Origin of the sequence: Rhodoferax sp. (assembly GCF_028689295.1) — a bacterium.
In the GTDB taxonomy this organism is placed as follows: Bacteria; Pseudomonadota; Gammaproteobacteria; order Burkholderiales; family Burkholderiaceae_C; genus Rhodoferax.
In genome coordinates, this window is record NZ_JAQTWL010000015.1 from 25,309 (window position 1) to 46,794 (window position 21,486).

Sequence of the window (21,486 nt, forward strand, 5' to 3'; positions counted from 1 at the left end):
AAATGACAATGAAATTATCTTTTTGGACCAAAATTGCGCTGTCGGGCGCCCTCTTTTTTCAGCTTGGGGCAGCGCTGGCGGCTGTTTCAGAAGCGCAACTTCGTGACTCTGGCGCACGCGTTGTTGCCAACAGTCAGACCGGTGTTGTCCGCTTTGTCGGTTTTGATGCCCCTCTGGCAGTCCGTCAACAAATTGACGCTGCGCGCCTGCAGATGCCAGCACAGATGGCGGCTACACAGCACTTGTCTGATTACGCTGAACTCTTTGGTCTGCGCGATGTTTCCAGCGAAACAACCGTCATCAAACACCGTGATGCCAAAGACGGCAGGTCAGTGACACGCTACCAGCAAAATTTCCAGGGCATCCCGGTCATTGGCGGTGAGCTGATCGTCAACCAGACAGCGCAGCGCCAGTTAAGCTCCATCAACGGCAGAGTATCACCACAACTTCAGATCGCCACCACGCCGGTCATTACATCGCAGCAGGCGATGGCCATTGCCCGCGAGGCCATGGTCAAGTGGTACTCGATTGCCGCCGATGAGTTTCTGGTGCCGGTGCCAACTTTGTCGATTTATGACTCCAGGCTGATATCCCCACTGGCTGCGCCGGTGGCGCTGGTTTGGCGGCTTGATGTCACGACCAAAGGCGATTTGCCGATTCGGGAGTTCGTGGCCGTCAACGCCGTCAACGGCGCGATCACCCTTCACTTCAACCAGGTGCCGCACGCCAAGAACCGGCTGACCTATGACGCCAACAACACCGCCGCCGACCCGGGCACGCTGGTCTGCAACGAATCAAATCCGACCTGTTCCGGCGGTGTCGCCGATGCCGTCTATGCCCATCGTTTTGCTGGCGCCACCTACGATTTTTATTCGGCAACGCTCGGTCGCGACAGCATTGACGGTCTGGGCATGACCTTGGTCTCTTTGGTGCGCATTTGCCCGGTGGGAGAGTCATGTCCTTACCAGAATGCCTACTGGAATGGCGTCAAGATGTCGTACGGGGCAGGATTCGCAACCGGGGAAGATGTGGTGGCGCACGAATTGACCCACGGCGTGACCGAAAAGGAATCCAATCTTTTTTACTACTACCAGGCCGGCGCCATCAATGAATCACTGTCTGACGTTTTTGGCGAACTGGTGCAACAAAACGACCCGACCGGGACGGTCGTCCCGGCCACAAAATGGCTGATGGGCGAAGACTTGAGCATTGGCGCCTTGCGCAGCATGTCCAACCCAACGCTTTATGGCGACCCCGACCGCATGACCAGCGCCAACTACTACACAGGCTCTTTGGACCAAGGGGGCGTCCACACCAACAGCGGCGTCAACAACAAGGCAGCCTACCTGATGGTGGACGGCGGCACTTTCAATGGCCAAACCGTCAGTGCGATTGGCTTGGTGAAGACGGCACAAATTTACTACCGGGCGCAGACTTCGCTGCTGACGTCCGGATCGGATTATCTTGACCTTCATCACGCACTCTATCAAGCCTGCCAGGACTTGATTGGCAGCGCAGGCATTGGCGCGGCTGATTGTCTGGCAGTGCAGCGCGCCACCCTTGCTGTTGAAATGAACGCATCACCAAGCGCCGGCTTCATGCCTGCCGCCGTGCTGTGTCCGGCTGGCCAAAGTGTCAGCAGCACCCTATTTGCCGACGGGTTTGAAGGCGGAACCAGCAATTGGTTATTTACCCACGCCGCGGGAACAGACGACTGGAGCAGAACGACCGGGTATGCCTCCACCGGTATTTACTCGCTCTACGGATTTGATCCGACGACCAGTTCTGACCTTAGAGCCGCCATGGCCAGCAGCGTGACGCTGCCTGCCAACGCCCACCTGTGGTTCAACCACGCGTTCGGTTTTGAAAAGGGCACTACAAAATTCTATGACGGTGGCGTGCTGGAATACAGCAGCAACGGTGGCGCCAGTTGGATCGATGCGGGCAGTTTATACACCGAAGGCCAGAATTATGGCGGCGTGCTTGCTGTCGGCAACCCGTTACAAGGTCGTTCCGCGTTTGTTGGCGCAAGCCATGGCTATGTGTCAAGCCGCTACAACCTTGCCACCCTCGCAGGGCAAAACGTGCGCTTTCGCTGGCGAGTCGGCACCGATTCAGGCGCCAATTTATTGGGATGGATCGTTGACGACGTCAAAATCCACGTGTGTGCCGCGGATGTCAACCCGGACACTCCCCGCCTCTCCAACATCTCCACCCGCGGCCAGGTGCAAACCGGCGACAGCGTGATGATCGGCGGCTTCATCATCGACGGGGCAACAGCCAAAAAAGTTCTGATCCGCGCCCGCGGTCCGTCCCTGTCGGCCTATGGCGTGCCCGGCGTGCTGGCCAATCCGAAAGTTGACCTGTATTCGGGCCCAACCGTGATTGCCAGCAACGACAACTGGGGCAGCGCGACCAATGCGGCTGACATCACGGCCACCGGGCTGGCGCCGACCAATTCACTCGAGTCGGCCATCCTGACCACCCTGAGCCCGGGCGCCTACACGGCCATCGTCAGCGGTGTCGGCAACACCTCGGGCGTTGGCATTGTGGAAGTGCTGGAGATGGACAACCCGGCGGCGCCGCTGATCAACATCTCCACCCGGGGCCAGGTGCAGACCGGCGACAACGTGATGATCGGCGGCTTCATCATCGATGGGGCCAACCCCCAAACGGTGCTGATCCGGGCGCGTGGCCCGTCGCTGTCGGACTACGGCGTGCCGGGCGTGCTGGCCGACCCGACGATGGAGGTGTATTCGGGCCAGAGCGTGATTGCCAGCAATGACAACTGGGGCACTGCGACCAATGCGGCTGACATCACCGCCACCGGCCTGGCGCCCACCAATGCAATGGAATCGGCCATCCTGACCACCCTGGACCCAGGGGCCTACACGGTGATTGTGCGGGGCTTCAACAACACCACCGGGGTCGGCATTGTGGAGGTGCTGGCGCAGTAGCTTGGTGATTTCGGCGCGAAACAAGTCACATTCATCGGCGCTGGCGGCGCAACCCCAGCGCCGTGCCAAAGGCCAGCAAACCGGCCAGCAAGATCATTCCCCACTCACTCAGGGTAGGAATGGCTTGCGGAGTTGATGCGCCTCCTGCCGGTGACGAAAGGGTGATCGTGTAGGGGCCTGTTGCTCCTTCACTGTCAGAACCGAAGTGATCCAGCACACTGATCGGGTCATCAGTGCAATCACCGTCATCATTCGCGCAAAAAACGATGTTTGATGAATCTCTTGCATCGATATTGTTGTCGCCAAATGCCAGGTAGTACGTGCCCGGAGTCACGTTAAAGACAATCTGGCTGTCAAGACCGCCACCGCCGTCGTCATCACCCCAAAGTCCATGGCCTGCAGCATCGAACAGGATCAGGTTGCTGTCTATGTTTGTCGCTGGCGCATAAAAGGTCACTGTAGCATTGGCGGCAAATACCAGTTTGTATAAATCAACATCTCCTGCTACTCCAAGTGTGCCGTTGATTTGTGTCGTGTTCGCTGCAACCGACTGGGCGGTGCCAAGCGTTTGCCCTGCATCTCCTGTTTCAGCATAAATTGCAGCATGGCTGCTGGAAACGAGCATATAAAACAGGGCTGATGCCAAAAGTTTTAATTTCATAGTTTGCCTTCTTGAACTTGACAGGTTACGACAGTGACCGTTGGAGCGATAAAAGTATACGCTCTGGCAGGTAATTTGTAACAGTTTGCGACTACAAAACCATGATTGCGGCGAATGCGCAACAGTCGAGCAGAGTATTCTGGAATTAGCGGAAATGATATTGCGATAGCGCCAATTTTTGTGGGCAAAATGCTGGCTGATATTGAATATCACCCAAATATCATCCCCAATGTCCTCATGAAGAAAGAAAAAATGTACGCCCTATCCCGAACTCTTGTCATGCGCTTGAGCGCCGCCATGGCTGCTGCCGTGCTGATGCTGATGTCTGCTCCCGCCAGCGCCCAGCTCACTGAAATCATGTTTTGCGGTAACACGAGCCGAACCGGTGCCAACCTGTATGGCGCTGCCGGCCCTTACACCGAAGTGACTGGATGCGCACCGACTGGGAGCACCAGGGCGATGCTGGTTTCCCGCTCCGGCACTATCGGCGGCAATGGCGCCGCCTGGCTTGCCTATCTCAATGGTGGCGGCAAGATCATCACGGAATTCTCAATATCTCATACCGTTTACAACGAAATTTATGGCACCGCCTACCCACAAGGTGCCTGGTATGGAAACTGCCAGGACAATGCGATGCCGCAGGTCAAACTCAACCCGGCGCATCCTTTCTGGGTGGCCAACAATATTGCGGAAACACCCATCAATGAAGCAAGTTGCGGGTATAGGCTGGATACCCTGGTTGCCGGAGAATCCGCCGTGACCGCATTGGGTGGCGCACTGGACGGTGCCGTGATGTTTGCCATCCGACCCCAGGGGACTGCTGGCATGCTGTATCTGCTCGAAGCAGACTGGCAAGATAACGAGGCATCCTATACAGACGACTCCAGAGCGTTCATGGCCGCACTGATTGGCAGCCAATGGGTCAACGCCGGACCGGTGGCGGCCAAGCCAATTCCGACCTTGTCCCAATGGGGAACCATGCTGCTGGCTGGCCTGCTCGGGCTGTTTGCGCTGATGCGACTGCGCCGCCAGATGTGATTTCGAGCCATATGAGCTAAGGGTGCAACAGCACCCTTAGCTGTTTTTGCGGCCCAAGGCGACCAGTGCGCTCAAGCCCATCAAGCCAACGAGAGCCATCTGGCCCCATTGTGACAGCGTGGGAATGGCCTGAGTGGTCGCAACAGGCGGGGTGAAATCAAGGGTGATGTCGGAGACATACATCTCTTGAGAACCGTATTGGGCATCATAGTGCGGTTCGAAGACGATGGCGTCATGAGCAAAATTCCTGGTGAATTGACGCTCATTACACCGACCCGAGTACTGCACAAAATTGTCGTTGGTTTCAATCAGGTCCGGGCCAAGATACCACTTGACAATGTCACCTGGCAAGGGCGTTTGGCATGACCCATAACCATAGGTAACAAACGTACTCGAGGTCATGGCACCGGATGTTCTGATGGTGACTCTGCCTTGCGTGTTGTTGCCAAGCATGAAAAATCCGTTTCCACTTCCGATACTGTGGTTGACCTGCGCTGTAGTTCCTGGCGAAACTTCAAAAGTCACTCCGGGAATCGACAGGCTGGCGATGGGCGTGCCAGACGGGTAAGCGCTGAAATCCAGTGTGACGGGAACAGCATGGGATAAGGTGGACGCGCACCAGAACGAGGTTATCGAAACCAGGCGGTACAGAGTTTTCATTTTTTTGAGACGAACTGGGTTAAAGCCGTTGCCGACGCAAAGTGATGATTGCGCCTGCGGCCAGCAGACTGGACAAAATGATCATGCCCCATTCGGACAAGGTGGGAATGGGTGTGGCCACTGCAGCCGTCCCGGTGGCTTCCACCTGAAAGCCGCCTATGGCGTCTGTGCCTGAGGAGTCGTAAGGGGTGAATCCGTCTGCATCATTGTAAAAACGCTTGACAAAATAGCCGCTGGTATCCGAGGAATCTGCACTCACCAACACCTGGGAGCAGGAGTTGTCGAGCTGATACGCTGCCGATGGGTTAGAGAAGCGAATGATCAAGCCACCACCGGGAAAATTGAAGTTTGCCTGCGAAGTAAAGCGGAGCTCAAAATTACCAATGATCGTGTCACCCGTCGGATTGGCCGGGGTTTGCGTATTGGTCACAAGGGTGGTAAACGTTCCGGAAGGAATGTCACCCCCATTGACGGTCGTCGGCGCCATGTCAATTTGCAATTGAATGTTTTCGACAGTTTGTGCGCCCAGGTCAAACGCGAGCGTATCCCCTGTTTTGAGAATGAAAGCGGGAATGTTTTGGTATATAAACCCGGCAAATGGCGGCCATCCCGGAGCACCCCCTCCAAACGGGTAACAGTTATGGACCGAAGTGGACGAAGTAGGGGCGATCGTAATGGTCGCGGCCCACACCGGCGTGTATGTCATGAGCAAAAACGCACTGGCCCGTAGAACCACTTTAAGGCACCTTAAAGCACTCATTTCAATTCCTTGTGTTAGATGGGAGGGAGTCAATGTATAACCACAACATTATTGTGGTTTCAGTTTAAATGTGAGAGCAATAAAAAGCAATTTCTTTTTTGGTCAAGGCTATTCCGCCATATCCTGTCCGAACTCACCGGTCCGGTAGATCGGAAAGTAGCTGGAAGCCGCCTGCTCGCCACGCGCAAGGCTGGTATAGGCTTCACGGTCGAGGATCGCGCCGAGGAAGTGCGCAGTGTGCCGATCTGTCGTCCAGCCTTGTTTGTATTGCGCCAGCCCGCTCGTGTCGGCTTCGGCAAGGCCCGATCCCCCGCCCCAGTTGATGAAGCGAACCTTGCCACGGAAGGTATCCAGGGCAACGCGATCAAGCAGGTAAGAGGCGCCCAGCCGATAGCCCGTTTCGGTGAATGCCGCAAGGTGAGCATGCGCCACATTTCCCTGAATCAGCATCATCTGCGCGCCGACAATGACACCATCGTGCAGCGCGCGCATCAGAACCGTCCCCGGCAGTGCGAGCATCCCCCGAAATGCTTCGACCGAAAACCGCCTCATGCCAGTGATGTTGTACCGTCTGACCAGCTGCGCGTATAGCCCGACCCATTCATCCAGATGGTCAAGCGGACGAGGGGGCATATCGCATTCCAGTTTTCTGGATGCCCTGCGTGCGCAGGCTCGATGGTGCCTTGAGAACGCCTCGTCGAGCGGCACGGTCAAGTCAGCCACATAGTGCGTCTTGAACGGGCGAACAATGTCGAAACCGGCAAATGGCTTGCCATCGATCGGACCTGACAACGGGTCCGTGACCAGCGCCACGCTGACCAGTCCCGAGCCACGGAGGTCATCGATATCGGCGGCAAGTCCCCGCCAGTCGTTACAGCAGAAGAGTGGGTAGGGGCCCATCGCATCGTGGCGGTCGGAACCCGGAATGCGTCGCTCAATGATCCATCCTCCGCTGTTGCGAAGGCGTCTCGGCGTGCCCTGGCTGGCAAACGTGGCGAGGTAATCCGGGTGTAGGTAGGCGTGCGAATCAATTTGCATTCTGGGGGCGTCAAGCGCGATTGTGGCGGGGGTTGATACGATGAATCCAACTCGCCGGCCAGAAATCCAGGCCTGTGACCGATAGCCGCTGATGGTCGGCGCTTGTAAAAGACAGGGGTGCGCCGTTTTCGCCATCGCCAATAGCCGTGACAGGCCACCACCGCCCGTCAATTTGCGTCTGGATGCGCAGGAATGCGCGCAACCGGCGCTCCCACTCCTCGCGACAAAGCGCCGAAGGGTCGGTAACGCGCGTAGCCAGTTCGTACGCGCTGCGGTTGTACTCGCAAGCGATGCCATGCTGGGCACGACCGTCGTCGCAAGCTACGATCGAATCCAGTAGCGCGGGAAGCAGTGCGCGTGCGGCGAGCGCCTTGCGCAATTCGAGTTCTGCCGCGGTATCGTGGGTGCGCACAGGCACTTGGGTGGTCGCAAGAATATGGCCTGCGTCCACCGCTTCGGTCATCAGGTGAAAAGACAGGCCGCTGCTGGGGGCTCCCATGTAAAGCGCCCAATTGCTGACGCGCCATCCCCTGAATCCGGGCAGGCTGCCATTGTGGTAGTTCACAACACGGTCGAACCGCTCCAAAAGCGGTTGGCGGAAACGCCGGGTGCAGTACAGATTGATGGCTACCGGTGTGCCGGGCAACTGATCGATGCACCTGAGGATCGACGCATGATTGGGGTCCCCGGTGGGCATGACCATGATCGCCGTGCCAGAAGGCTGTGCCAATCGATACAGGTTCAAAGTGCGAAGGTCCAGGCTTTGCTCCCACCGCCCGGAGGCAAGCATCACCTGGAGGCGTCGCTTGCCGCGCGCAAGATGCCAGTCCCATTGTTGTCGCCAGGTCGAGACGTGGTCAGGAATGCAGATGCAGGCGCAGTAAATGTCTTCTCGTGGTCGCAGCGCAGCGAGCAGTGCCGGCAAAAGAACCCGCGAAGCGATATGCAGCGGATCGGTGAACACCACCAAGGCTCTCGGCGAGTCACATGGTGACGTCACGAGAGATCTTGCCTACCATTCGTTTTGCCGGGTTGCCCACATAAACGCCGTCGGGTTCGGTGTCCGACACCACCACTGCCCCCGCACCGATAAAGCACCGGTCTGCGATCCTGACACCGTCACGAATCACTGCGCCGAGTCCGATGCAGCAACGCGCGCCAATGGTCACTTTCCCGCCCGTGACCGCGCCCGAAGCAATAAAACAGTGATCTCCGACCACGCTATGGTGACCGATATTTACCCCTGCGCGCACGGTCACATCGGGCCCAAGCGTGACGAAGGGTTGCAGGTTTGCTTGCTCGTAGATGAGCACGTTTTCGCCGATCGCGGTTTCGGGCCAGACAATCGCCCGGCTGGACACATAACTTGCCAGCGTGTAGCCCATCGCTTTGGCCTGGGCACATTTCGCGATGCGCAGTCCATTCATTTGCCGAAAACCCAGGGGAATCAGGACGTCATGGCCAGCCGGCGGAAAGCGCGTTGGAAGCAAGTCGAAGGCCACCAGCGGCAATCCCTCGTGGGCGTCCGTCGATACATAAGACGCATCCACTGTAAACGCCGCGACCGTTCGGCCGGCATCGCGCTCCAGGCACGAGCGCGCCAGCGTCGCAAAGGTCTTCAAACCGAACAGAACGACGGGCTTAGCGATGATTGCGCCTGCTACTGGCGGCGCCGATTCAGCGCGAGCGCGGTGGCGCCCAAACTCAACGCCAACAGGATCAAGCCGAACGACGAAAGTGTCGGCACCTGCGTGATCGACGCTGTCGCGTTCTCGTAGGCACCCATGTCCACTGCGGGTCCCTTGATACGGGCCAGTCCGTCCAGATCGCCGGTGATATCGACGGGAACTTGCGCACTGTTGCCGGTGTCTTTTGCCGGTGAAATCACCTGCAGGTGAAAGTCGTTCGGACCGATGAACTGCGGGTTGGTGTACAGCGTGCCCGGCCCGGCGCTGAAGTACTCGCTCCCGTTGTCGAATACCAGATTGTGGTCATTGGTGAAAGTGGCCTCGAAGTCGGGGTCAATCGAGATACCGGTGCCGGAGTGGCCACTGACAATGTTGTTCGCCAGGATACCGGTGATCGTGGCGCCAAGGTCGCTGCGGCCATTCACCATGATGCCGCGGGCGCCGTTGGTGATGGTGTTGTTGACGACGGTAAAGGCTCCGCTGCCCTGGCTGACGTTAAGCCCGATGCCACCCGGCTGTCCGGCAACATCGATCTGCCCACCGCGCAAGAGGTTGTTGATGACCCGCGCCGTCAGTGATCCGCCAGGCGCAAACTGATAAATCGAGATGCCATTATTGAAGCCCTGGCCGCTAATGTCGTTGTCAAGGACATCGACACTCAGCGCGTGAACGCCGTTGGCGGCCTGGATCACCGCATTCTGGGTCGAAACTCCCGTCTGGACGATCACGTTGCCGACCACGCGTCCGGTGGCATCGCTCTCGAAACCGCCCACCGAGATCGCACCCACCTGGTCACCGACATCGAAACCGTTCACGGTGATCTGGTTGCCGGACACGTCGAAGTGGACCGGGCCGTAGGGTGGCTGGGCATTGCCGCTGTAAATTTCAATGGCCGTGCCGTAACTGAAAGTGTCGAGGATGACGTTGCTGCGAAAGGTGACATCGAACGTCCCGGAGCCGCCCTGAATCCCCATGAGACGGCCATTGGCAATGGTCATGCCCTCGACCACGTTGGTTGCCGACACGTCACCACCGACGACGATGATACTGTTCGGCGAAGCGAAGACCGGGACGAATCCGGGAGCAGCGCGCAGCGTCAAGCTCTTGTCGTTGATTTGTGGGCTCTCGTTGATCGGGCCGTCGGTGGCAACTTCGACCACCTCGCCGACGGCGGCGGCGTCGATGCAGGCTTGCAGCGTGCCAGCGCACCCGAGCGACGGCCATGTGGCCGCATAAAGCGAAAGAGGACTAGCCACCATGACGGCACACGCAAGCACAAGCCTGGCGGACATTGAAGTGACCGGTCGCGCAAATGATAATAATTTCATGAATTCCCCTGGTGTTTTTCGTTGCCACATGGCGCGGGAAATCCTATTCGATTTCAACGAGTTACACAAGACCAGGTTTGATCCTGTGTCAGGATACTGACGCCATCCATGCAGCCCTACTGCGCCAGCACCTCCACAATGCCGACCCCGGTGGTGTTGTTGAAGCCCCGCACAATCACCGTGTAGGCCCCTGGGTCCAGCGTGGTCAGAATGGCCGATTCCATTGCATTGGTGGGCGCCAGGCCGGTGGCCGTGATGTCAGCCGCATTGGTCGCAGTGCCCCAGTTGTCATTGCTGGCAATCACGCTCTGGCCCGAATACACCTCCATCGTCGGGTCGGCCAGCACGCCCGGCACGCCGTAGTCCGACAGCGACGGGCCACGCGCCCGGATCAGCACCGTTTGGGGGTTGGCCCCATCGATGATGAAGCCGCCGATCATCACGTTGTCGCCGGTCTGCACCTGGCCCCGGGTGGAGATGTTGATCAGCGGCGCCGCCGGGTTGTCCATCTCCAGCACTTCCACAATGCCAACGCCCGAGGTGTTGCCGACACCGCTGACGATGGCCGTGTAGGCGCCCGGGCTCAGGGTGGTCAGGATGGCCGACTCGAGTGAATTGGTCGGCGCCAGCCCGGTGGCCGTGATGTCAGCCGCATTGGTCGCGCTGCCCCAGTTGTCGTTGCTGGCGATCACGGTTGGGCCCGAATACAGGTCAACTTTCGGATTGGCCAGCACGCCGGGCACGCCATAGGCCGACAGCGACGGCCCGCGGGCGCGGATCAGAACTTTTTTGGCTGTTGCCCCGTCGATGATGAAGCCGCCGATCATCACGCTGTCGCCGGTTTGCACGCGGCCACGGGTGGAGATGTTGGAGAGGCGGGTATCCACCGTGGTGCCGACAAGAGCCACCTCAAACGTCGATCCGGCGCGGCTGAGCACTGAAACGCTGAATCCGTAACTGCTGTTGGTGTAGGTCTGGCCCGGACTCCACTGGGCGTTATAGAGGGCGAAGTCGGGATAGTTGCGGCCGCCCTGGTTGCAATTGACCGAGTCGTAATCGTTCGGAGTTGAATCAATGGGCACGGCCCAACCGGACTGGGAATTGAAAAAACAGGTGCCGCTGATGGCAGGCCGGTCGCCCTTGAATTCGTGGATGATGATGCCTTCATTGGGAAGACCATTGTCATATTGGGAAGGTATTCCTAAACCTTTCACTCGCGCTTCGACAGTAAAGTAATGCGCACTTGCGCCGCTGCACGGCGACCCGGTGATGCAAATCTTCATGATCTTGGGCAGGGTGCTGAGCGGCAACGCCCCGGCCTCCAGAGTCACGGTCGTGCTGTCGCTGGTAGTGGTGACGATTTGATTGTCAACCGGGATCCAGCCCAAATAGTCCTTGTGCGCAGTGATGTAACCGTCGCCCGGCTCGCTGCAATACAGGTCATTTGAAGAGCCCGAATTTTTGGACACATACGAGCCACACAGGGCGTACTGGGCGGCCACCCGGTTGCTCATCATGTCCCACGGGCTGTCATAGGCGTGATAGACCCAGCCAGAGTGCGGCAAGCCCAGGCTATGGCCCATTTCGTGGGCATAGGTTCCGGTTTCCTGACCCCACGGGGGTTCCCAGGTGGCACCATAAACCTTGGCATCGACCGAACTGTAGTAGCCCCCGCCCCAGGCGCAGCAATCAAGGTCATTGCTCAACACAAAATTGATGTTGTCGTAATTTTTGAAGTCAATGCCCTGCGCCCGTCCAAGCGCTGTGCCATCATCGCTTATGGCTTGCAGATTTGCACAGGCGCTGCTCCAGCCACAGGGCGCGTAGTAGCTTTTGGGATGCGGCAGTGTCAGCCAGCCGCCCGCTGCGCCTACGCCACCCAGCCCACCAACATCACCAATCCATGAGAACTGGTCCCAGGAAGTTTTTTTGAAAAACCCGTTGATGGTCGCGGGACTCGCCTCGCCCACAGGTGGTGTGTCAGGATTGTTGAGGTTGGTGAAAAAAAGCGGTGGGTGCGGCACGGCCACATCGTCAGAAAATTTAAGCAACAGGTAAATGACCTTCTTCGTTCCGAACACGCCGGGTGCCAGACCTGGGCCTTGCTGCATCCGGACCGGGGCGATGGTGTCAACAACCAAAGTCACTGAACTCTGACTCTGCGCTAATCCCATCTGCTTTGCCACCACCTGCCCGGAGACAAGCACACGCTTGCCAAAGTAAAACACGGCCAGGTTGTCTTGCCCATTCATGTCCAGCGCTACCGACTTGCCATCTGGCAATACCAGCGTATGCAGCATTGCACCGGCTGCACCGAGTTCTGGGTGCGGGTCGCCCCATACGGTGTTCAAAATTCCCTCGATGCTTGTGCCAGGTTGTTGCGCGTGCAATCCTGTGGCTGCCGTCAGCAGGGTGGCACCGGCAAGAAGCAATGCGCCAAGCCGGCTCAGGCTCATGCCGATAAAAGTTGACCAGTTTTTAAACATACCCATTTCCCTGGAACTAAAAACAAATTGTCTAGCCGGAAAAGCGACACCACTTTCCCCAACTAACTCAGGTTTGCAATGTATCTGATTACAACCATGCCTGTGTGTATTCAGCCCTTTTTTACTGAACTACTTGGCTTTTGCGCCCTTGCCTGCTGTGCGGCGCAGGGCTAGCCAAAGCGTTGCCGCAGGTCATTTCGGGCCGGGTTCTCAAACCAGAGGTAGGCCCCGATGGAGGCAAGGATCGTGACCATAATGACCGCCACCACCGCCAGCGGGTGAGGCGCCATGCCGACGGATTTCAGGGCCGTCAGCGCCGTCCACGGTATCCAGTGAAATATGTACAGGGCGTAGCTTGCATTGCCCAGCAGCACGCACACGGGCCGCCGCAACAGCGCCGACAAACAGCTTGGGCCCGCTGCCAAGGCAACAATGACCCCGGCAAATGGCAGCATATAGCCAATGTCCAGGCGAAATTGCCGCATGAACACAAACGCACGCGGGTCGGCCGGCCAGGGCAGCAGGTTCAGGAGCCAAACCGTGGCCAGGCTCGCCAGCAGCAGCGCATTGCGGTTGCGGCTGCGGTTCAGCCAGCCAAGATGGTGGCCAAACAGGAGCCGTGCGGCAATGACACCCGTCAGGAACTCCGGCAGGCGCCAGACGATGTGGCGTGAGGCAAGCGTGTCAACCCAGTAGGCCTGGTCCCAGCCGAACCCGAGCGCCAGGATCAGCATGAGGGCTTGCGCCAGGGCGCCAAAGGTGATGGCAAGCAACAGCAGCAGCACCAGGCCCGTGCCGTCGCGGATGTATCTGGCAATGCCGGCAAGCACCAGCGGCAGCAGCAGGTAAAAGGCAAATTCGGTCGAAATGCTCCAGCCGGGTGCGTTCCAGAATTGCTGGGTGGCCAGCGTGGGCGCAAAGGTCTGAACAGCCAGCAGGTTGGCCAGCCATGAAACGAGCGGATCGGCTGGGAAAGTGACAAGCTCCGCGCGCCAGGCCGCCAGGGCCAGATACAGGCCGGTGATCAAGAGCAAAGCCAGCACATAAAGCGGATAAATGCGGGCAATGCGCGCCACACAGTAGCGGCGAAATGTTGCGGCGCCGAGGCCGCCACTGAAGGTGTCCCAATAGCTGTAGCACAGGATGAAGCCCGACAGGACAAAAAAGAAGCTGACGCCAATGCCACCGCTGATGAATTGCGATAGCAGCGGCGGCAGGGCCAGCAGGTCGGCAAAATGCCCCAGCAAGACCGCCATGGCGGCAATGAACCGCGCACTGGTCAGCTCGGTCAACTGGGGTTTGTTCAGGGCAGTGGCCATGACTCAGGCCAGCGAGGCGACTCTGGGCGGCCAGGCCAGACTGAAGTCTGTGCCGATCAGGGTCAGGTTGGGGTTGTAGGCCGGATCCGTCAACAGCAACTCGCCCCAGCGTTGTTTCATGTACTGCACTTCGCTGTTGAAGCGCGCCTGCTTTTCAGGAGTGTCTTCATGACCCCGGCTGGCAGACTCATGGTGGTACAGCTCGGCAAAGGGTGTCCAGACATTGCGATACCCCGCCTCGCGCACGCGCAGGCAGAAATCAACGTCGTTGAAGGCGACAGCAAGGTCCGTCTCGTTCAGGCCACCCACCTCCTGGTAGATGGCCTTGCGGATCACCAGGCAGGCCGCCGTGACGGCAGAAAACCCCTGGGCCAGGCAGGCGCGCGAGAAATAGCCGTAAGCGCTTCGCCCGAGCCTTTTTTGCGCGTGCCCGGCCACGCCGTCCAGGCCCAGCACCACCCCGGCATGCTGGAGCGTGTTGTCAGGGTACCAAAGCCTGGCGCCCACGGCGCCAACGCCGGCTTGCAGGGCCAGGCCGACCATCTCGGACAGCCAGTCGGGCGAGATCACTTCGAGGTCGTTGTTGAGCAAAGCCACCAGTTCGCCCCGGGCAAGCGACACGGCGGCGTTGTTCAACGCCGAATAGTTGAAAGGACAGTTGTCGCGCAGCACGCGCACCCGCGGCTCGGCCTTGAGCGCATCGAGGTAGTCAAGCGTTGCCGGGTCGTCGGATCCGTTGTCAACGATCAACAGTTCGTAATTGGCATAACTGGTCTTGCTGATGAGGCTGGCCACACAGGGCTGGAGCAGTGCCAGCGCGTTTTTGGTTGGCATGATCAGGCTCACCAGCGGCAAAGCTGCAGGCAGTGCGTAGCGCACCCGGTAGCCGCAACCGGCAAACTCGGCCCTGGCGCTGGTGTGCTGCCGCTCGAAGTGCTCGTTCAGCGCCCTTTCACCGGCCAGCACCGCATAGGGTTTGGCGCTGCCCGACAACGCCGTGCTGTCGGCATGCGCACGCCAGTGGTACAGCACCCTGGGGATGTGATGAATTTGCCGGGGTGTCATGCGCTCGATGCAGCGCAGGGCAAGATCGTAGTCCTGCGAGCCTTCCAGCCCCGGCCTGAAGCCGCCGACCGCGCGCACGGTCGGGGCGTCATAGACACCCAGATGCGAGATCATGTTTTGCGAATGGAACAGATCGACGTTCCAGTCGCACTTGAAGTACGGGTCAGACCGCTGGCCCGATGGGTCGATTTTGTCCTCATCGGAATAGATCAGCCGTGCCTCGGGGTGCCGGTTGATGGCATCGGCAACCCAGAACAGGGCGTGCTCGCGCAGCAGGTCGTCGTGGTCCAGCAGCGCGATCCACGCCCCTGTGGCAAGCTGCAAGGCGCTGTTGGAGGCGGCGCAAATGTGCCCGTTTTGCGCGCGAACAATGAGCTTGATGCGCGCATCTTCGCGGGTGTAGCGCTGCAGCAGGGTGCGGACACGCGGGTCGGTGGAGGCGTCGTCGGCGATGCACAGCTCCCAGTGCGGGTAGATCTGCTGGCGCACCGATTCAATCGCCTCGGTCAACCACTTGGGCTTGGGGTTGTACACCGGCATGATCACTGAAATCAGCGGCTGGCTGGCCAGGCTGCTGGCGCGTGCGCGCAAGTTGGCGCGCACATCATCGGTCAGGGTGTCGTAACGCAGGGTCCACTCGGCGTAGTCATTTCTGTCAAACTCTCCCGAGCCGGGCGCAGGCACCGCGGGCGGCGGTGTGGTGTTGATCCGGATGCGGTGCCAGGCACCTGCCAAACCCTCTTGCCGAAGGATTTGCAGTGTGGCAGCCACTGTATTGGACAGCCCACCGAGGCGCGCCATGGCCAGCCGCATGCGCCTGAAGACGCGTAATGGCGCTGTCAACGCCTGCATCAACTTATGCCTTGACACGTTTGAGGATGGCGGCCAGTTCTGCCGCCTGGTCTTCGAACAGGGTGATGGCCGTGGCCCCCAGCGCCACGGGTTCGCCAGGGCGAATGGCCTCGTAATGGGTTAGCGTGTCGAGCACCGCCTGCCTGAGGCCTTCGCCCGTGTCCAGGAACGGCACAAGGTAGCCGTTGCGCCCGGGCACGATGTCTTCGGCCACGCCGCCGGCATCGGTGGCGATCACCCAGACGTTGCGGGCCAGCGCCTCGCGCACGGTCAAACCGAAACTCTCCTTCCCTTGTGTAGGAAACAGCAACACATCGATGCCGGCAAAAAACGCGTCGATCGTGCGCTGCGTATAGGCAGGCACCACCTCCACGTTCGCCAAGCCAGCCAATTCCTGCGGGCCAAAGGATGAAAAGCCCAGGTTCAGGGTATTGTCCACCAGCACCAGGCTGGCTTTGGCACCAGCCAGTTCAGAGAACACTTGCCTGACCAGATGGAAACCCTTGATGGGCGTGTTGCCTCCGACATAGCCAAACCTGAGATGCCCGGTGTGGCGCAAACGCATGGCCGTGCCCGGCTTGACGATGCCGTTCTTGTTGACCTGCACCTTGGCAAAGCCGTTGGCCCGGTAAAAATCTGCAAAATAACGGCTCGGCGCCAGCAGCGCAGCAGCCTTGTGCAACGCGTCGTGCAGGCGCTTGCTCCGGTACAAATTCAAGTGGTGGCTGTCAACACAGGTGGCGCAGACACCGAGGTCGATGGTTTCCTGGCCGCAAGACCGGCCCTGCCTGTTGATCATGAATTGCCGGCCGCACAACCACCAGGCATCGTGCAAGGTGACAACGTACTCGATGCCCTTTTGCGCGCAAACATCGAGCAGGCCGACACCAAGACCCTGAATGCTGTGAAAGTGAACCACGTCGGGCTGCAGCACAGCCAGCACACTGGCAAAGGCGCTGAGGCAATGGGGATTTTCAAACTGCTCTCTGGCATCGAGCGGCTCCGGCAAAACCACCCCGAAGACGTTGATTCCGTCCGCTTCGTAGCGACGGCAGGAGTAGGCAGCCCCCGTGGCAGGCGGCAAGGCGGTAAAGACATGCACCTCATAACCATCATAGGCATTGATGCGCTTGTTCAGCTCCTCGGCCACGACGGTTGCGCCGCCAAAGGAGCGCGGTTGGTACAGGCAATTGACGCTGAGCACCCGAAGCGTGCCGGGCTTGCGCTGGTGCTGCGCCAGCAGGGGCAGAACCTGTTGCCGGGCGACACTTTGCGGCGCATAGAGACGCATGGCATCCAGATAGGCAGCCTCACCAACCTGGGCCCGTTTGGCGCTGTCGGTCACGAGCAGGGCCAGTGCAGCCTCCCATTCAGCATCGGTCTCGCACAGGAAACCATTGACGCCATGCACCATGACTTGGACAAAAGCGGCGCGTGGCGAACACACCGAGGGCAGCTTGAGGATGGCGGCCTCAAGAAACTTGATGTTGCTCTTGGCATCATTGAAAAGGGCATTTTCAAGCGGTGCGATGCTGATGTCGCACTCCGCCAGGTTGGCCAGGTAAGTTTCATAGTCACACAGCGGCAAGCGTTCGATCCGGCTTTCAAAAGGCGTGAAGCTGGCGGGCAAATTCAGCGTGCCAGCGAGGCGGAATCGCACCTGCGGAAAAGCGGCCAAAATTTTGACGATGGCTGGCGCTGCTTCCTCAAAATCAAGGTCGTGCGTGTTGGTGCCGGAGCCATAGACGATGCGGACAATGCCCCCGGCCGGACCGGCATGTTCGGACCGAACTATTGCCGCAAGAGCCAGCGTCTGCTGATCCAGCGCGTTTTCAATCACCCGCACCTGGGCCATACCGGCGGTCTTCATGGCCTGCGCCAGCACGCGCGTGGAGGCAATGCCCGCGCCGCACCGCAGCATGGCCTTGCGGTACCGCTCTGCGCCGTCCAGCAACTCGTCGAAGGTATGCCTGTCAAGCCGGGCCAGGGTCTTGCTCTTGGCCAGCTCCGCGCGGTCAAAAATGAAATCATCGACCTCCCACAGGGTCGTGATACGCAGTCGCCGCGCCTCATCGATCAGACTCTCCACGCCGGGGAAGGAGGGCACCCGGTAGAAAATGGCCAGGGAATGTGTTTGCAATGCATCCAGACACGCCTGCGTGTCATGCCAGTTGCAGACCGTGCAATCGACCCCAAGCAACTTGAACATGTCGCACTTTTGCTGGACACGGTATTTCTTGCACTGGGGCAAGGACAACTCGGCAATGATGAGGACGCGTGGCACCAAAAGTTCTTCTGCCTGGTGGCTGACCGGCTTCAGATAAACCGGGTTGACCCCTTGCGTGCCTCGGGCCTGGTAGAGGGTCCAGCCCATGCGAAAGGCGTTGCTGAAGCTGCCGCCACGCAGCATGAGTGGCACAAGCCATTGCACTGCGCGCAGCAAAAATGTCATTCGCTCCAGGACATGGCGCAACGGGCTCGTGATGCGCCAGCTCAACGAGTTGCGCAGCGCCGATGCCTGTGCCGCATATTCGGCCAGAGATTGCTTGAGACGGGCGATCTCGAGCTGGGCATCAGCAAGCGCCAGTCGGGTATCGGCGTTGTCCTCGTCTGGGGGCAAGGTCCGTGCGGTCCAGGGGTTGCCGGTCTGGTTAATGACGGGATGCTCGGCATAGGGACTGTCATGGTAGTGTCTGTGCCCCGAAACCACCAGTTCCTGCGAACCGGTGACGACTCGGTGGCCAAGCCCATTGGCGGCGGGACTCGCCTTTCGGACCACACATATGGAATTGATGAACTCGACCGAGTGCACCTGCGACAGCACCTGCGCCTCCATGGCACAGCCGTATTTGGCAAAAATGCCCTGCAGGACAGAGCTGGCGGCGCGGTCCACACCCCAATGCTCATGGTTGATGACGTCCGCCAGCCGCTTGAAGAAGGTGATGGAGGAATAGGGATCGAACAAACCGCCCTCGAACTCGCCCCAGTAGCTGCAGTGCAGGTCTTCGGCGATGAACACGCCACCCTCCACCAGCGCGGGGAAGTAGCGCGCGAATGATTTGACGATGTCGCTCGACCGATGGGAACCGTCGTCGATCACGATGTCGAATTCTGGCGCGTGCTGCAACACCCGCGCATGGACGTCATGCGCATTGGCGTCGCCAATGACAACATGGATGCGCGGATCGTCGTAGCTCAGGCGCGCGCAATCGGGGTTGATGTCGCACCCGATCAGGGTGACCGCGTGGCTGAAGTATTTGGACCATATCTCCAGCGAGCCACCGTTCTGGATGCCGATCTCGAGCAGTCGCACTGGTTGGTCGCGGTAAGCATCAAGCAAACGGTCGTATTCGCTCAGGTACAGAGACCACTTGTCGGAGACCTTGCCCGTGTGCCCGGCATAAAGCTCGGTCAGTGACTGGTTACGCATGGACGACCTTCAACTCGACACGCTCAAACGGTATGCCGACGAGTCCCCAGCGGATCTTTTCGGATGAAACATGGATGATCAAGGCATCGTGCATGTAGTGGTGCTGCACATTGTTGTAAAGGTCGCCATCCGCAACCGAGACCATCACCGCATAGTCGCCATTGGGCAGCATGGGCAAGCGGAATTCAAAAATGGCCTCGAATTGCTCGCCCGCGCCGATCGGCGTGGGTTGCTGACTGGAAAATGGAAGCGTGTTTTCGCCGAACAAATCCTGCCCCAGGCGATCACGAACGAGAAAACCGAGAATCGGGTTTTGCAGCGCCTCGTTGGCCTTGGCGCGAACCGTCACGCGAACACGCTCACCGCCTGAAAAAACATTGTCAGACCCGGGTGAAACCGGCTTGAAGCTCACAAAAACAATGTCGGCCTGGCCAGATTTCCAGCCTTTGGCCGCGCCGCTGTTGTCGCGTACCGTGGCCACCGAGCCATAGTCGAGTAGCGGTGCCGCTTCGGCATCAGGGGCACTTGACCCGTCGCCTGCTTCGTCACCCAGGGTCTTCGGTGTCAACGGGCTCAGGCTTGACTCGTCGCCGTAGATTTCCTGCAGTGTGTACTGCAAATACGCTTGCGAGACGCCCTTGGCGCTGCCAGTTTGCGCCACCCGGCCATGCTTGAGCCAGAGACCTGACTGGCAGAGGTTTTGCACCGCCGCAGTGTCATGGCTGACAAAAATCAGCGAGCCATTTTCCTGAAAGCGCCGGATGAAGCGCATGCATTTTTGGGTAAACACGGCGTCTCCCACCGACAGCGCTTCATCGACGACCAGGATGTCGGCGTCCACATGCGCGATCACGGCAAAGGCCAGGCGAACGTACATGCCGCTGGAGTAAGTTTTGACGGGCTGCTCAATGAACTGGCCAATGTCGGCAAAAGCCGCAATGTCGGCAAAGCGGGCATTGATTTCGTCGCTGCTCAAACCCAGCACCGACGCATTCATATAGACGTTTTCGCGGCCGGTGAACTCGGGGTTGAACCCCGATCCCAGCTCCAGCAGCGCGGCCACGCGGCCTGTGGTTTGTATGCTGCCACTGGTCGGTGTCAGGGTGCCGCAAATCATTTGCAGCAAGGTTGATTTGCCGCTGCCATTGCGCCCGATGATGCCGATCGCCTCACCTTTTTTAACTTCAAAAGACACGTCCTGTAATGCCCAGAACTCGCTGAAATAGTGTCCCGCTCGGCGACCGGCGAGGCGTTGCAGCGGCGGCAACACAAATTGCTTGAGCCGGTCGCGTGGTGCACCGTAAATCTCGAAACGCTTGCTCAAGTTGTGGACGCGGATGGCAATATCGCTAGAGGACATCTGCAAACCCTTTTCTGGTCTTTTGAAACCAGGCGTAACCAGCCCAGGCGATGGCCGTCGCGACCAGGGTGTAAACGCCCAAACCCAGCCAGTTTGGCAAATGCCCCCAGATCAACACCTCACGCGCCTGTTCGATGATGAAGGTCAGCGGATTGGCCATGATGAAGGGCCGGAACCGCTCGGGCACGGCGGTCATGGGGTAAAACACCGGGGACAGAAACATCAGCACGGTGGTCACAATGACAACCACCTGCCCCACATCGCGCAGAAACACCCCCAGCGATGCCAGCATCCAGGCCAGGCCGGTGGTGAGGATGAACAGTGGCAGCAGCACCAAAGGCGTCAACACCAGGGTCCAGTGCAGGAAGCCGTTAAAAAGCAAAAAAGCGGCCAGCAGCACGCCCAGGCTGATCAGGCTGTGAAACAGCGCCGCGGCGGCGGCAACGACGGGCAATATTTCCAATGGAAAAACGACTTTTTTGACGTAGTTGACGTTGGACAGAATCAGGCCGGGGGCGCGGTTGAGCACGTCGCTGAACAGGCTCATGACGATCATGCCGACAAACAGCAGCACGGCAAACTGGGTCTTGCTGTCGTCAGCGCCAGCGCCGCTCCAGCGCGATTTGAAGATCACCGAGAAAACGAAGGTGTAAACCACCAGCATGAACACCGGGTTAAAGAACGACCAGGCCAGCCCCATGGCCGAGCCCTTATAGCGCCCGACCACATCGCGCCTGGTCATTTGCACGATGAGCTGGCGGCTGCGCCAAAGGCTCTTGCCCAGCGCCACCAGCGATGTGGGTTGGGCGGCGTGGGGGTTGATCGTGGTGGGGGAATGGGTCAT

At 59.2% G+C, this 21,486-nt stretch carries 15 protein-coding genes; 2 read left to right on the forward strand and 13 right to left on the reverse strand.

Going from position 1 to position 21,486, the window contains the following annotated elements; translation table 11 throughout:
* Window positions 1–8: 8 nt before the first annotated feature.
* Entirely contained in the window at window positions 9–2,957 is a 2,949-nt protein-coding gene (locus PHF15_RS12670; protein ID WP_300121571.1) for a M4 family metallopeptidase, read from the forward strand.
* Between the two features lie 31 nt (window positions 2,958–2,988).
* Here the strand turns inward: PHF15_RS12670 and PHF15_RS12675 are convergent, their stop codons facing one another.
* A complete protein-coding gene (locus tag PHF15_RS12675) occupies window positions 2,989–3,618 on the reverse strand; it encodes an IPTL-CTERM sorting domain-containing protein (protein WP_300121572.1) in 630 nt (209 codons plus the stop codon).
* Between the two features lie 114 nt (window positions 3,619–3,732).
* On the opposite strand from PHF15_RS12675, the gene PHF15_RS12680 reads away from it, so the two are divergent.
* Window positions 3,733–4,656, forward strand: a complete 924-nt coding sequence (locus tag PHF15_RS12680; RefSeq protein WP_300121574.1) for an IPTL-CTERM sorting domain-containing protein — start codon at window positions 3,733–3,735, stop codon at window positions 4,654–4,656.
* Window positions 4,657–4,692: 36 nt separating this feature from the next.
* Here PHF15_RS12680 and PHF15_RS12685 read toward each other — a convergent pair whose 3' ends face one another.
* The 12 genes from PHF15_RS12685 to PHF15_RS12740 form a co-directional block, all read right to left on the reverse strand.
* Window positions 4,693–5,316, reverse strand: a complete 624-nt coding sequence (locus PHF15_RS12685) for an IPTL-CTERM sorting domain-containing protein (protein ID WP_300121575.1) — start codon at window positions 5,314–5,316, stop codon at window positions 4,693–4,695.
* A gap of 19 nt (window positions 5,317–5,335) precedes the next feature.
* Complete coding sequence (locus PHF15_RS12690) at window positions 5,336–6,022, reverse strand: IPTL-CTERM sorting domain-containing protein (protein ID WP_300121577.1); 687 nt, start codon at window positions 6,020–6,022, stop codon at window positions 5,336–5,338.
* 162 nt (window positions 6,023–6,184) lie between these two features.
* Window positions 6,185–7,114 (reverse strand): GNAT family N-acetyltransferase, encoded by a 930-nt coding sequence (locus tag PHF15_RS12695; protein ID WP_300121579.1) that lies wholly within the window; start codon window positions 7,112–7,114, stop codon window positions 6,185–6,187.
* 10 nt (window positions 7,115–7,124) lie between these two features.
* A complete protein-coding gene (locus PHF15_RS12700; RefSeq protein ID WP_300121651.1) occupies window positions 7,125–8,081 on the reverse strand; it encodes a formyltransferase family protein in 957 nt (318 codons plus the stop codon).
* A 16-nt stretch (window positions 8,082–8,097) separates the two neighbouring features.
* Window positions 8,098–8,736 carry an acetyltransferase gene (locus PHF15_RS12705; RefSeq protein WP_300121581.1) on the reverse strand — a complete coding sequence of 213 codons (639 nt, stop codon included), beginning with the start codon at window positions 8,734–8,736 and terminating at the stop codon, window positions 8,098–8,100.
* A 38-nt stretch (window positions 8,737–8,774) separates the two neighbouring features.
* On the reverse strand, window positions 8,775–10,061 hold the full coding sequence (locus tag PHF15_RS12710; RefSeq protein WP_300121583.1) for a choice-of-anchor Q domain-containing protein: 1,287 nt from the start codon (window positions 10,059–10,061) through the stop codon (window positions 8,775–8,777).
* 185 nt (window positions 10,062–10,246) lie between these two features.
* On the reverse strand, window positions 10,247–12,616 hold the full coding sequence (locus PHF15_RS12715) for a hypothetical protein (protein ID WP_300121584.1): 2,370 nt from the start codon (window positions 12,614–12,616) through the stop codon (window positions 10,247–10,249).
* 170 nt (window positions 12,617–12,786) lie between these two features.
* Window positions 12,787–13,935 carry an acyltransferase gene (locus PHF15_RS12720; RefSeq protein ID WP_300121586.1) on the reverse strand — a complete coding sequence of 383 codons (1,149 nt, stop codon included), beginning with the start codon at window positions 13,933–13,935 and terminating at the stop codon, window positions 12,787–12,789.
* Between the two features lie 3 nt (window positions 13,936–13,938).
* A complete protein-coding gene (locus PHF15_RS12725) occupies window positions 13,939–15,852 on the reverse strand; it encodes a glycosyltransferase family 2 protein (protein ID WP_300121588.1) in 1,914 nt (637 codons plus the stop codon).
* Between the two features lie 4 nt (window positions 15,853–15,856).
* Window positions 15,857–19,282, reverse strand: a complete 3,426-nt coding sequence (locus PHF15_RS12730; RefSeq protein WP_300121590.1) for a glycosyltransferase — start codon at window positions 19,280–19,282, stop codon at window positions 15,857–15,859.
* A complete protein-coding gene (locus tag PHF15_RS12735) occupies window positions 19,275–20,642 on the reverse strand; it encodes an ABC transporter ATP-binding protein (protein WP_300121592.1) in 1,368 nt (455 codons plus the stop codon). The genes PHF15_RS12730 and PHF15_RS12735 overlap by 8 nt, the downstream gene beginning before the upstream one ends.
* On the reverse strand, window positions 20,632–21,486 hold the full coding sequence (locus tag PHF15_RS12740; RefSeq protein WP_300121594.1) for an ABC transporter permease: 855 nt from the start codon (window positions 21,484–21,486) through the stop codon (window positions 20,632–20,634). Before PHF15_RS12740 ends, PHF15_RS12735 begins: the two co-directional genes overlap by 11 nt.